The organism is Streptomyces sp. NPDC059874 (assembly GCF_042731135.1).
In the GTDB taxonomy this organism is placed as follows: Bacteria; Actinomycetota; Actinomycetes; order Streptomycetales; family Streptomycetaceae; genus Streptomyces.
Genome location: NZ_JBHWJY010000028.1, coordinates 75,679 through 87,667, shown reverse-complemented (window position 1 = coordinate 87,667; position 11,989 = coordinate 75,679). Strand labels below are relative to the sequence as shown.

The 11,989-nt window shown below is 71.9% G+C and carries 11 protein-coding genes; 4 read left to right on the top strand and 7 right to left on the bottom strand.

Features of this window, described 5'->3' with window-relative positions; genetic code table 11:
• Positions 1-136 precede the first annotated feature (136 nt).
• A complete protein-coding gene (locus ACFV9H_RS18465) occupies positions 137-1,009 on the bottom strand; it encodes a winged helix-turn-helix transcriptional regulator (protein WP_385399141.1) in 873 nt (290 codons plus the stop codon).
• 106 nt (positions 1,010-1,115) lie between these two features.
• Between ACFV9H_RS18465 and ACFV9H_RS18460 the strand changes: the two genes are divergently transcribed.
• Both ACFV9H_RS18460 and dapD read left to right on the top strand, forming a co-directional pair.
• Entirely contained in the window at positions 1,116-2,345 is a 1,230-nt protein-coding gene (locus tag ACFV9H_RS18460) for an MFS transporter (RefSeq protein ID WP_385399146.1), read from the top strand.
• Positions 2,346-2,354: 9 nt separating this feature from the next.
• Positions 2,355-3,335, top strand: a complete 981-nt coding sequence (gene dapD / locus ACFV9H_RS18455; protein ID WP_365173561.1) for a 2,3,4,5-tetrahydropyridine-2,6-dicarboxylate N-succinyltransferase — start codon at positions 2,355-2,357, stop codon at positions 3,333-3,335.
• A 97-nt stretch (positions 3,336-3,432) separates the two neighbouring features.
• Here dapD and ACFV9H_RS18450 read toward each other — a convergent pair whose 3' ends face one another.
• From ACFV9H_RS18450 to ACFV9H_RS18435, 4 genes are all read right to left on the bottom strand, one after another.
• Positions 3,433-3,834, bottom strand: coding sequence for a cupredoxin domain-containing protein (locus ACFV9H_RS18450; protein WP_385399138.1), 402 nt, complete (start codon positions 3,832-3,834; stop codon positions 3,433-3,435).
• Between the two features lie 435 nt (positions 3,835-4,269).
• On the bottom strand, positions 4,270-4,524 hold the full coding sequence (locus ACFV9H_RS18445; RefSeq protein ID WP_385399136.1) for a hypothetical protein: 255 nt from the start codon (positions 4,522-4,524) through the stop codon (positions 4,270-4,272).
• 123 nt (positions 4,525-4,647) lie between these two features.
• The gene (locus ACFV9H_RS18440) at positions 4,648-5,112 is read right to left on the bottom strand and encodes a GNAT family N-acetyltransferase (RefSeq protein WP_385399133.1); all 465 of its coding nucleotides are present in this window, start codon (positions 5,110-5,112) and stop codon (positions 4,648-4,650) included.
• Between the two features lie 61 nt (positions 5,113-5,173).
• Entirely contained in the window at positions 5,174-7,015 is a 1,842-nt protein-coding gene (locus ACFV9H_RS18435; protein ID WP_385399131.1) for an endonuclease/exonuclease/phosphatase family protein, read from the bottom strand.
• 322 nt (positions 7,016-7,337) lie between these two features.
• Here ACFV9H_RS18435 and ACFV9H_RS18430 point away from each other — a divergent pair, with 322 nt between their 5' ends.
• Together ACFV9H_RS18430 and ACFV9H_RS18425 are read left to right on the top strand one after the other, a co-directional pair.
• Positions 7,338-8,834 (top strand): hypothetical protein, encoded by a 1,497-nt coding sequence (locus ACFV9H_RS18430; RefSeq protein ID WP_385399128.1) that lies wholly within the window; start codon positions 7,338-7,340, stop codon positions 8,832-8,834.
• Positions 8,835-8,993: 159 nt separating this feature from the next.
• Positions 8,994-10,433 (top strand): alkaline phosphatase PhoX, encoded by a 1,440-nt coding sequence (locus ACFV9H_RS18425; RefSeq protein ID WP_385399126.1) that lies wholly within the window; start codon positions 8,994-8,996, stop codon positions 10,431-10,433.
• A 15-nt stretch (positions 10,434-10,448) separates the two neighbouring features.
• Here ACFV9H_RS18425 and ACFV9H_RS18420 read toward each other — a convergent pair whose 3' ends face one another.
• Together ACFV9H_RS18420 and ACFV9H_RS18415 are read right to left on the bottom strand one after the other, a co-directional pair.
• Positions 10,449-10,625, bottom strand: a complete 177-nt coding sequence (locus ACFV9H_RS18420) for a hypothetical protein (protein ID WP_385399124.1) — start codon at positions 10,623-10,625, stop codon at positions 10,449-10,451.
• 102 nt (positions 10,626-10,727) lie between these two features.
• Positions 10,728-11,969, bottom strand: coding sequence for a TerD family protein (locus tag ACFV9H_RS18415; protein WP_385399121.1), 1,242 nt, complete (start codon positions 11,967-11,969; stop codon positions 10,728-10,730).
• Positions 11,970-11,989 lie beyond the last annotated feature (20 nt).

Genomic DNA, 11,989 nt, shown 5'->3' with positions numbered 1-11,989 from the left:
GCTGAAAGATCAGCCCCGCCGGCGTTTGAGGCGCGGGTCCGGGCAGAGCCCGGTTTCGGGAAGGGGCGGGGTGGGGGCAGGCTCCGCGCAGCGGCCCCGGCGGCCCCGGCGGCCCTGGCGGCACTGGCGGCCCCGGCTACGCGGCGCGCACGGCGGCAAGGGCCGCGGCCACGCTCGCCTCGATGTCCCGGATCGGGTAGATCACCTCGCGGACCACCCGCTCCCGGTCCACGACCAACGTCAGCCGCTTGATCCGGCTCACCCCCGCCGCGCGGAACGTCGGCAACCGCAGCGCCGCCGTCAGGCCGAGCTCGGCGTCCGAGAGGAGCGGGAACCGCAGCCGCTCCTGCTCCGCGAACTCGCGCTGCTCGTCCGGCCGTTGGGTGGAGACCCCGTGCACGGTGGCGCCGGCCGCCGTGAACTCCGCGAGCTGGTCGCGGTACGTGCACGACTCGAAGGTGCAGCCCTTCGCGCCCGGGATCCCGGCCCAGCCGGGCGGGTAGGACTCGGCGCGCGCGTACGCGCCGGGGAAGCAGTACAGGACCGTGAACGGGGTGTCCGCCACCGGGTCGCGCAGCTCGCCGAAACGGTCCGGCAGCAGCAGCTCCGGCACCTTCGTGCCGCGCAGCGCGTGCACCCGGCCCGCCTCCTTCGAGGCCTCCGCCGTCGTCGCCGTCATCTCTCCCTCTCCCAGGACCCAGGTGTCTCCCCAGTCCTGGAGGGCGACCAGGACCGGCAGCAGCCCCCGCCCGCGCGGGGTCAGCCGGTATTCGTGCCGCACCGGGCGTTCCTGGTACGGCTCGCGCGTCAGCACCCCGGCTTCGACGAGCAGCTTCAGCCGCTCGGCGAGGACCTTGCGGGACATCCCCAGCTCGCGCTGGAGCTCGTCGAAGCGGTGCAGGCCGCGCGCGGTGTCGCGCACGATCAGCAGCGTCCACCAGTCGCCCACGACGTCGAGCGCCTGGGCGATGGAGCAGTCCGCGTCGCCGAGATGCGTGCGCTGGGCCATGGGCACTCCTTTGTCCGTTGACCCCAGGCTGTCATGCTGGCATAGTCCGTTCCCAAAAGGAACTAACTAGCCGACCAACTGACGGAACGCGGGGGACACGGCTGTGCTGCAGGGGTTCAAGGACGTACCGAGGGTCGTGTGGCTGCTGGCTGCTGGGATCTTCGTCAACACCGTCGCCGGCTTCACCGTCGTCTTCGTCTTCCTCTACCTGACCGGCCCGCGCGGCCTCGGCGCCACCCAGGCGGGCCTGATCGTCGGCATCGGCGGCGTCGGCCTGGTCGCCGGCAACTTCACCGGCGGCTGGTACGGCGACCGCTTCGGCCACCGCCGGGTGCTGCTCACCGCCTCGGCCCTCGGCGGATCCGCCCTCGTCGCCCTGCCGGCGGCCCCCACCGCCCTGCTGGCCCTGCTCCTGCCGCTCGCCCAGTACGCCTCCGGGGTGATCCGCGCCGCCAACTCCGCGCTGGTCGCCGTCACCGTGCCCGAAGGTTCCCGCCGCCAGGCCTTCGCCATCACCCGCTGCCTGTCCAACGGCGGCTTCGCGGTGGGCGGACCGCTCGGTGCCCTCATCGCGACCGGACTCTCCTACGACTGGCTCTTCGTCGCGGACGGCCTCGGCACCCTCTTCTTCGCCCTTTGGACCGCCCGGGTCGTCCCGGCCAGGGCCGCCACCACGCCTTCCGCGGCCCCGGACGGGGGTCTGGGCCGCGGAGGGCTGTGGCGGGAGCTGCGTGCGCGTCCGGCCGTACTGGTCCTGCTCGGTGCGATCGTCGTCATCGACGTCGTCTACCGCCAGCACCTCACGACCTTCCCCGTCTACCTCGCCGACCACGGTCTGGACACCCGCGCGTACGGCTGGCTCATCGCCGTCAACTGCGGGGTCATCCTGCTCCTGGAGATCCCCGCCGCCCTCGCCCTGCGCCGGCGCTCCCCGCTGCACGTCATCGGCAGCGGGCTGGTGCTGGTGGGCGGCGGCTACGCGATGCTGATGCTCGGGGTCGGTACCGCGACGGCCGTCGCGATGATGCTGCTGCTCACCCTCGGTGAGATCCTCTACAAGACCACCGCCATGGCGTACGTCGCGGACGAGTCGCCCGAGCACGCCATCGGCCGGTTCCAGAGCCTGTACGCGGGTGTCTCCATCAGCGGCTTCGTCCTTGCCGCGCCCCTCGGCGGAGCCTTGTACGACACCGCGCCGGAGCTGCTGTGGCCGCTGTGCGCGGCGCTCGGCGTGGCCGCCGGGGGGATCGTGCTGGTCACGGGTGCGCGGGGGGTGCGGCGACCCGTGCGCCCGGCACATGAGACCGGTTCGCAACCGAAGGCCGTCGCCGGTTAGGTTTCGGATATGACTGCTACGCGTACCACCGGCGCCGTCGCCGCCGGACTTGCCACCATCACCGCCGACGGCACCGTCCTCGACACCTGGTTCCCCGCCCCCGAGCTGGTCGCCGAGCCCGGCCCGGCCGGCACCGAGCGCCTCACCGCCGAGCAGGCCGTGGAGCTCCTCGGCGCCGCCGCGGCCAAGGCGATCCGCCAGGACGCGGTCCGCGGCGTCGAGGTCGTAGCCGTCCGCACGGTCATCGCCTCCCTGGAGGACAAGCCGCTGGACGCGCACGACGCGTACCTGCGCCTGCACCTGCTCAGCCACCGCCTGGTCAAGCCGCACGGCCAGAACCTCGACGGCGTCTTCGGCCTGCTGACCAACGTCGCCTGGACCTCGCTGGGCCCGGTCGCCGTCGACCAGGTCGAGACCGTGCGCCTGAACGCCCGCGCCGAGGGCCTGCACCTCCAGGTCACCTCGATCGACAAGTTCCCGCGGATGACGGACTACGTCGCCCCCAAGGGCGTGCGCATCGCCGACGCGGACCGGGTCCGCCTGGGCGCGCACCTCGCCGAGGGCACCACCGTCATGCACGAGGGCTTCGTCAACTTCAACGCCGGCACCCTCGGCACCTCGATGGTCGAGGGCCGCATCTCAGCGGGCGTCGTGGTCGGCGACGGCTCCGACATCGGCGGCGGCGCCTCCACCATGGGCACCCTCTCGGGCGGCGGCAAGCAGATCATCTCGATCGGCGAGCGCACCCTGATCGGCGCCGAGGCGGGCATCGGCATCGCGCTGGGCAACGAGTGTGTCGTGGAGGCCGGCCTGTACGTCACCGCCGGCACCCGGGTCACCCTGCCGGACGGCCAGATCGTCAAGGCCCTGGAGCTCTCCGGCGCCGACAACATCCTCTTCCGCCGCAACTCGGTCACCGGCGCCGTCGAGGCCCGCCCGTACAAGGCGAACTGGGGCGGCCTGAACGAGGTCCTGCACAGCCACAACTGACGGCCAACCGCACTGACCTGCGGTTGAGTTACGGCCCCTGACTAGGATCGATGGTCAGGGGCCGTCGGCTTGTCCGGTCGTGTGACGACGTACGGCGTCAGCTGACGACGAGCGTCCCCTTCATCTCGGGGTGGATGGAGCAGATGAAGGCGTAGCTGCCGGGCTTGGACGGTGCGGTGAAGGTGCCGGACTTGCCCGGTTCGATCGTGCCGGTGTCGAAGGCGTAGCCGTCGGAGGCGGTCAGGGTGTGCGGAGCCGAGTCCTCGTTGATCACGGTGACTTTCGCGCCGGCGCTTACCTTGACGTCCGCAGGGTTGAACTTGAAGTCCTTGATGCGGACTTCTGCGCTGTCGACCGTCACGGCCGACGTGCCGGCGGTCGGGGACAGGGGCGCGGCGCTGGTACTCGTGACGCCGACGATGGCGAGCAAGGCGCAGGCGGCGCCGACCGCTGCTCCCCGAGTACGGTTGCGAATGCGGCGGGAACGGGTGAGCGACATGGTCACCCCTCTCAGGATCGGTGATGGTCTTGACCGGCCCTGACGGTCTCTCCTCGGTGACCTCGTCCGGCCGGTACGCGTCCGCCTGTCGTGGGCGAGGCGGCTCGTGCGCCGCTGGTGGTCGGCCGTGTCGATCCTGCTGTGGCCGTGATCAGCCGCGCGATGTCGTGCGGAACGGTGTGGAGAATCGGTGCGCGGATGAGCGCTGCCATCAGAGCTGCCTTGCTGATCGCCTCGGCCGGAGCCGGGTCGGCAGCGGATGGCTCCCGTTCGAATACGGGTCTCTTCTCCACTATCCCAGGCCGCCGCCACCGGGGCACTTCGTGGCCATGGGGCGGTCGGGCCGCCGGTCACCGCGCCCCGCTCGGGCCGATGGCAGAACGCCCTCCCACCCCGACCGGGGGTGGGAGGGCGTTCCCGTGCTCGTGAGGCGGGTCAGCTCAGGGGGAGCCTGCGGATCAGGCCGGCGAAGGCCTCCTGCTCGGCCTCGGTCAGCTCCACCGCCTCCATCGGGTGCGAGGCGACGCCGCGCTGGGCCGGGATCACGGCCATGCCCTCGAAGGCGCCTGGCTCGGGCTGGTGGAAGCGGCTGTCCCACAGCATGTGGCCGAGGCCGACGAGCCAGACGAGCGCGGCCACGAGCAGGACGGCGATGCCGATTTCCTGGGCGAGGGAGATGGAGGGGAACACACGGTCCTCCAAAGCGAGGGTGCAAGATCGGGCGTGGGGACACTCAACACCACAACCGGGCGATTTCCCCAGGGAATGTGTCGAGCGTCACGCCAGGGCCGAAAGTCCCTACTTTGGCCCGCGTCAGTCCGCCAGCGGCAGCTTGAAGCCCTCGTGGCTCCGGGCGAAGCCCAGTCGCTCGTAGAACCGGTGCGCCGCCGTGCGCCGCTTGTTGCTGGGCAGCTGGACCAGGCCGCAGCCGCGCTCGCGGGCCCGCTCCACCGCCAGCCGCATGAGTTCCGCGCCGAGCCCTCCGCCGCGGCGGTCCGCGCGGACCCGTACCGCTTCCACCAGCGCCCGCTCCCGGCCGTTCTGGCCCAGGCCCGGGATGTACGTCAGCTGGAGGCAGCCGAGCACGACCTCGTCCGCTCCGTCCGCTCCGTCTGTCAGGACCAGCATCTCGTTGCGGGCGTCCGAACCGATGGCCGCGAAGGCCCGCGCGCTCGCCTCGTCGACCACGACCGAAGCCGGGTCCACGACCCGGTCCTCGTCGGCGAGCAGGGCGAGTACGGCGGGCAGGTCCCGGCGGGTGGCCTCACGGAAGATCATGCCCGGATTGTGGCAGGGGGTCCGGCCGGGACGGCGGCCGGACCCCCCGCGGTCCGTGGGGCTACGGGCGGAAGCGCAGCACCTGCGGGTCGTGGTCGCTGTTCTGGGCCGCGAACTCCGCGTTGATGTGCACGCTGTCGTACGAGAAGTTCTTGATCGACGGGCTGGTCAGGATCTGGTCCAGCACCTGCGCGTTGCCCTGGAAGACGTACGAGTACCGCTCCGACTTCGGCAGCGACTTGATCGCCGGGTACAGCACCCCGCCGTCCGCGAGCGCCTCCGTGGTCGCGGAGAACTCGAAGTCGTTGATGTCACCGAGGACGACGACGTTCGCGTTCTTCTCGGCCGCCAGGACCTCCTTCACGAAGCCGTTCACGGCCTGCGCCTGGAGCAGTCGCTTCTCCTCGGACTTGCGCACCGGCGGCTGGTGGTGCGAGGTCAGGCCCTCGTCGCCGCCCTTGGAGCCGAAGTGGTTGGCGATCACGAAGACGGTCCGGCCGCGGAAGACGAACTCGCCGGCCAGCGGCTTGCGGCTGTCGGCCCACGCCGGGTTCGCCGGGTCGATCCGGCCGGGGGAGTGGGTGAGGGCCGCGTGGCCGTTCTCCCGCACCACGCCGTTCGCGGTCGTCGCGTCGCCGGCGGCGCGGTCGGTGAAGGAGACCCGGGCGGGGTTGAAGAGGAACACCTGGCGGATGTTGCCGCCGGGCTCACCGCCGTCCTTCTTGTCCTCGGGGTTGACGGTGCGCCACTGGTACGCCGGGCCGCCCGCGGCGACGATCGCCTCGGTGAACTTGGTCAGCGTCTGCTCGGCCGAGACGGTGCCGTCGTTCTTGGCGCCGTTGTCGTCCTGGATCTCCTCCAGGGCGAGGATGTCGGGGGAGGCGAGGTTCTCGACGACCGCCTTGGCGAGGTTGTCGAACTTCTCCTGCGGGTCGGTCGGGTCGAGGTTCTCGACGTTGTACGTCGCCACCGCGAGCTCACCGGGGCTCTGCGCCCGGGTCTTCTCGGGGGCGATGGCGCCGGCCTTGACGGTGCCGAGGGTACGGGCCACCAGCGTGTAGCCGCCGAACTGGTTGAAGTCCAGCGGGCCTTCGGTGGTGCCGGTCAGCTTGTCGCCGACGTTGGCCACCGGGAAGGGCTGCTGCGCGATCGGCGCGAGCTGCTGGATCTGGAGGCGGCCGGTGTTCTGGGACTCGTAGGAGCCGTAGATCGTGCCACCGCGCCGGGCGGGGTTCTCCCAGCCCTTCACCGTGACCCACAGCTCCGAGTACGGGTCGGTGGCGCCGACCACGCGGGAGGTGCCGATCGCCACGTTCATGCCCTCGAGGGACTCGTAGAAGTCCAGGGCGTAGCGCGAGGGCTCCAGGGCCAGGCCGTTGATGCTGCCGGCGGCGGCCGGGTCGCCGGCCGGGGCGTACTCGGCGGGCACGGTGTACTCGTTGATCGCGGCGGCCGCGGGCAGGGCGTTGCCCGAAGAGACCACCTTGACGGTCGGCTTGGAGATCTGGGTCACCGACTGGTTGCCGGAGGCGACCCCGCCGGGAATGTACTCGCCGACCGTGCCGGAGACCGTGACCGCGTCGCCCACGGCGACGGTCGGGACCGAGTTGGTGAAGACGAACACGCCCTCGCTGGTGGCGTCGTTGTCGTCGGCGTCCGGGTCCTGGATCCAGAAACCGCGAGAGCCGTAGGCGCGGACGCCCGTCACGATGCCCGCGACGTCGGCGACCTGCTTGCCGGCGAGCGGGGATATCCGGGTGGTGCCCTGAATGTCGTGGATGCGTATCGGATCGGCGGACACGGCGCCTTCGGCCGCGTCGGCGGAACCCGCGAGCAGGCCGGTGGCCAGCGCGGTGGCGACGAGGGCCGCGACGGCGGCGGAACGGGGATGCGAGGAGCGCATGGGCGGGAACTCCGGTGTGGGATGAGGGAAAACGCAGAAGGGGGGTGGGCAGCGGGTTCCGTGAGGGTTTCGGCCCCGGGGTTCCCGACATGTCTACGCGCGTCAATTTCCTGTGTGACCAGCAAAGTTGTCAAGCCCTCCAGGGAATACACCGGTTGACTGTGGGATGAACCAAAGGTGATGGGTCGCCAGGCACGCCCGAAATGCGTCTACGCTGGGACTTCCGGCCTGATCCGAAAGACGCGCCCCGGGTCAGCCCTCGTTTCGCCCCGGCCGCCTCCGGCCCGCCCCACAGCGTTCGCTTCGCGAGGAGAATCGCCCCATGTCCGCAGAGCCGCACCCCACGCTGCCGCCGGTACGGCTGCCCGCCGATGCGGAACTGGCCCGCGACGCCCTCGTCGCGCCGCTGTTCGCCCGGGCCGTCCGGCTGGCCCGCTGGGCCGGACCGGACACCCGTGTCGAGGTCGGCGGTGAACTCGTCGCCGACCAACTGCCCGATGCCGTCGCGGCGCTCGGCCTCGACACCTCCGACGCGGACTCCGCCGTGTACGCGAGCCAGGCGTGGCGGGTGGCCGTGGACACCGGGCTGGTCGACGTGACCGAACCCGAGGAAGACGGGGCGGACGGGTCGGAAGGGGAAAGCGCTGAGGCGCAGTCCGGCACCGCCGTCCCCGGCGAGGACCTCGCGCTGGTGACGGGCGGCGCGCCCGGCGACGTACTCGACCTGTGGCTGGCGGCCCTCGACACGGTGCTCGCCGACGCCGCCGTACCCGACCTGGACGACCTCGTGGACGCGCTGGACGCGGGCGGCGAGATCGACTTCGACCAGCTGGACTGGAACCCGCGTCGAGAGGCGGACTTCCTCGACGGGGTCCTCGCCAACCTCTACCTGCTCACCGTCGCCGAGGGTGGGGCGGCGGACCGGCCGGTTCCGCTGCCCGTGCTCGCCGCGTCGATGGTCGTGCCCGACGGTATGGGCGACCCGACCGACGCCGTGCTGGAGCAGGTCTCGGACGCGATGATGCGGCTCGACGACCAGTTCCGGCAGCTGGAGCCGATCGGGCTGGTGGAGTACCAGCCCGTCGACGAGGCGCTGATGGCGGAGAGCGAGGAGCCGGGGGACGTCGGAGCGGGCGCGTACGGCGGGGACGAGGAGGACGTCTCCCGCTACGGGATGGTCCGCCTGACCCCGCTGGGCCGGTACGGCGTCCGCGCGCGGATGCTGGAGGCCGGGGTCGAGGCACCCGCCGTCGGGGACTTGACCGACAAGGGTGCCGACGCGCTGCTCGACGGGGTCTCCCGCTACCCGGAGGGCGCCGCGCAGGCCGAGATCGAACAGTGGCTGGCCGGTCGTGAACTGCCCACCGCCGTGGCCGAACTGCTGGCCGCGGCCCGCGGCGACGACGAGGGCGCCCCGCTGCGCCGGCTGCGCTGCCAGCAGGCCCTCGCGCCCGCCGGGCCGGAGGCGGAACCCGCGGTCCGCGCGGTTCTCGACGACCCGGAGCTCGGCGGGCTCGCCCGGGTCTGGCTGGCCGAGCGCGGCGTGGCCGACGTACCGGCGCCGGACGGGGCCATGGTGTTCTGGCTGACCGTCGACACGATCGCGGCTCAGCTCGCCGCCGACGGGGAGACGGAGGAGCTGCCGCTGCTGATGGAGTCCCTGACCGCTCATCACGCGGGGTTCTTCGACCGGGTGTGGCGGGTGGAGCACCCGGCGACGGCGTACGTCCTGGAGGCGATGGGGCGGCTGCACCCGGACAAGAAGGCGGCGAAGGAGGCCCGGAAGGCGGCGTTCAAGGCGCGCTCCCGTCAGAACTGACCGGAACGAGTCGTTCCTGGGGCGGAGTTGGCCATTCCGCCCACCGGAAAGGGGTCGACTCCTCTTCGTGGGTAATTCAGCCGCCGTTCACGTGTGGGCGGGAGCGTGTGCGCCGACGACCGCACACAGGCGCACCACCTCCCCACCCCTGGAGACCCGATGCCGCTCAGCCGTAGAGACTTCACCGCCCGCACCGTGATCGCCGGTGCCGGAGTCGCCCTCACCGGGACGGTCGGCGCTCTCGCCACCGCCCCGGGAGCGCTCGCGGCCGAGGACAACACGCCCCGCGACGAGCACGGCCGGCCCTGCGAGCCCGGCTACGGCCCCCTCGTCCCCGACCCGGCCGGCATCCTCGCGCTCCCCGCCGGATTCAAGTACCGCGTGATCACCCACAGCGGGGTCACCACGCTGGAGTCCGGCGAGACCACCCCGTCCAACCACGACGGCACCGCCGCCTTCGCGGGCCACCGCGGGGTCACCCTCCTCGTCAACAACCACGAGCTCAAGGGCAAGCGGTCGAACTGGGCCCACCCCGTCCCGCTCACCGAGGGCCTCGTCTACGACCCGGCCGCGGCCGGAGGCTGCACGGTCGTCGAGGTCCGCCGCGGCGGCGAGGTCGCCGAGTGGGTCGGCATCGCGGGTACGTCGACCAACTGCGCGGGCGGCTCCACCCCCTGGAACACCTGGCTGACCTGCGAGGAGAACGCCGACCTCGCCGGCAAGAACGGCATGACCAAGGACCACGGCTACGTCTTCGAGGTCGACCCGCACGACCGCCGCGCCAACCAGGACCCGCAGCCCGTCAAGGCCTTCGGGCGCTACGACCACGAGGCCGTCGTCATCGACCCGCGCACGGGCCACGCCTACCTGACGGAGGACGCCTCCGGTCCCAACGGGCTGTTCTACCGCTGGACCCCGCCGGCCGGCTTCCGGCACGGGCGCGGCAAGCTCCGTACCCTCGCCGCCGACGCCGGCGTGCTCCAGGCGGCCAAGTGCACCGACAGCTCGGGCCTGTTCGTCGACGACCTCTCGCGCGCCACGAAGATCGGCACCGTCTACGGGGTCGACTGGGTGGACGTGGCGGACCGCGACGCGCGGACCGTGCCGGTGCGCAAGCAGTTCGCGGAGGGCGGCGTGACGCGCGCCCGCAAGCTGGAGGGCATGTGGTGGGCCGACGGCGGCGCGTACTTCGTCTCCTCGTACGCCCGTGAGGAGAGCCCGGGCACGGCCCACGACGGACAGGTGTGGTTCTACGACCCCAAGCGGCGCACCATCCGGCTGACCGTGCTGATCGGGGTGAACGCGGACCCGTCCGCGGACGGCGGCTACGACGGCCCCGACAACATCACCGTGTCCCCGTACGGCGGCCTCGTGATCGCGGAGGACGGCTCGGGCCTGCAGCACCTGTTCGGCGCGACCGAATCGGGCCGCACCTACCCCCTGGCGCGCAACGAGCTGAACATCGGGACGGCCGAGGAGCCGGAGTACTCCGAATTCACCGGCGTCTGCTTCTCCCCGGACGGGCGCACGCTGTACGTCAACATCCAGGACCCGGGCATCATGCTGGCCGTGACCGGGCCGTGGCGGCGCGCGCACTGACGCACGCCGATCCGGCTACTGGGAGGCGGAAAGCTCCGCGCGGGAGGCCTCGGCCCACTCTGCGAGCAGGAATTCGTACGCCTCCGAGGGCCACTCGCCGTCCACCCGCGTCTCGACAAGGTGCCGTATCGCCTCGTTCGCCTCGGCGGCGGACGGGCGGGCGGGCCCCGCGGGGGTGAGTGACTGCTTCATGCGTTCAAGGCTACGGGCGGGCACTGACAGCCACCTCCGAATTCAGGGTGGGGTCGATCACCCGGAATCGTCCTCGGTTGCTCCATGTGCCCGCCCACCTGCTCAGAGTGCCTGCGCGGCGGGCTTGACCATGCCGCGCACTGTGCGCGACTTCACAAACTCGCCCATGGCCGTCATCTCCCACTCGCCGCTGAACTGCTTGATCAATTTCGCCATCATGACTCCGGTCTGCGGCTCGGCGCCGGTGAGGTCGAAGCGCACCAGCTCCTCCCCGCTCGCCGCGTCGATCAGGCGGCAGTAGGCCTTGGCGACCTCGGTGAACTTCTGGCCGGAGAAGGAGTTGACCGTGAAGACCAGGCCCGTGGCGTCGGCGGGGAGCCGACCCAGGTCCACCACGATCACCTCGTCGTCGCCCGCGCCCTCGCCGGTGAGGTTGTCGCCCGAGTGCTTGACGGCGCCGCCCAGGATGGACAGCTTGCCGAAGTAGCAGCTGTCGATGTGGTTGCGCTGCGGGCCGTAGGCGATGACGGAGGCATCGAGGTCGATGTCCTTGCCGCGGAAGGCGGGCTCCCAGCCGAGGCCCATCTTGACCTGGGAGAGCAGCGGGCGGCCGCCCTTGACCAGGGAGACGGTCTGGTTCTTCTGGAGGCTGACCCGGCCCTTGTCCAGGTTGATCTTCCCGGCGCCGGGCGCGGCGGCCGCGGGGACCGGCGCGGGCGGTGCGGGGGGCGCGGGCGGCGTGGGGGTCGTGCCGCCGAGCCAGGGGGAAGCCGGGTAGGAGGCGGGCTGCGCCGGGGGCGCCGGGGGCGCCGGCGGGGCGACGGGCGGGGCGGCCGCCGCCGGAGTCGGCTCCTCTTCCACCGAGACCCCGAAGTCGGTCGCGATGCCGGCGAGGCCGTTCGCGTACCCCTGGCCGACCGCGCGCACCTTCCACGCGCCGCCACGCTGGTAGACCTCGACGACGACGAGCGCGGTCTCCGAGCCCAGCTGCGGCGGGGTGAAGGTGGCGATCACCGCGCCGCCGACCGCATCACGCACGGTGGCGGTGGGCTCGATGCCCTGGAAGGTCTGACCGGCGGCGTCGGGACTGGCCGTGACCACGATCCGCTCGATGCCCGGGGGGAGCGCGCCGGTGTCCACCGTGACGGAGTCCGGTGCCGAACCGCCGCCGGAGCGGTAGCTGACACCGGGCCCGGCGGGCTGGTTGAAGAAGATGAAGTCGGCATCGGAGCGCACCTTGCCGTCCGCCGCGAGGAGCAGGGCCGATACGTCGAGGCGTACCGGCGCGGCCACGTCCACCGTCACGCGGACGGTGTTGAGCGGCAGGTTGGAACCTGGGGTCATAGCGGTCATGCCCGGAGAAC

Excerpts from the sequence above, each read along its gene's own strand:
- ACFV9H_RS18465 (WP_385399141.1), bottom strand. The coding sequence starts at position 1,009 with ATGGCCCAGCGCACGCATCTCGGCGACGCGGACTGCTCCATCGCCCAG.
- dapD (WP_365173561.1), top strand. The coding sequence starts at position 2,355 with ATGACTGCTACGCGTACCACCGGCGCCGTCGCCGCCGGACTTGCCACC.
- ACFV9H_RS18450 (WP_385399138.1), bottom strand. The coding sequence starts at position 3,834 with ATGTCGCTCACCCGTTCCCGCCGCATTCGCAACCGTACTCGGGGAGCA.
- ACFV9H_RS18440 (WP_385399133.1), bottom strand. The coding sequence starts at position 5,112 with ATGATCTTCCGTGAGGCCACCCGCCGGGACCTGCCCGCCGTACTCGCC.
- ACFV9H_RS18435 (WP_385399131.1), bottom strand. The coding sequence starts at position 7,015 with ATGCGCTCCTCGCATCCCCGTTCCGCCGCCGTCGCGGCCCTCGTCGCC.
- ACFV9H_RS18430 (WP_385399128.1), top strand. The coding sequence starts at position 7,338 with ATGTCCGCAGAGCCGCACCCCACGCTGCCGCCGGTACGGCTGCCCGCC.
- ACFV9H_RS18425 (WP_385399126.1), top strand. The coding sequence starts at position 8,994 with ATGCCGCTCAGCCGTAGAGACTTCACCGCCCGCACCGTGATCGCCGGT.
- ACFV9H_RS18420 (WP_385399124.1), bottom strand. The coding sequence starts at position 10,625 with ATGAAGCAGTCACTCACCCCCGCGGGGCCCGCCCGCCCGTCCGCCGCC.
- ACFV9H_RS18415 (WP_385399121.1), bottom strand. The coding sequence starts at position 11,969 with ATGACCCCAGGTTCCAACCTGCCGCTCAACACCGTCCGCGTGACGGTG.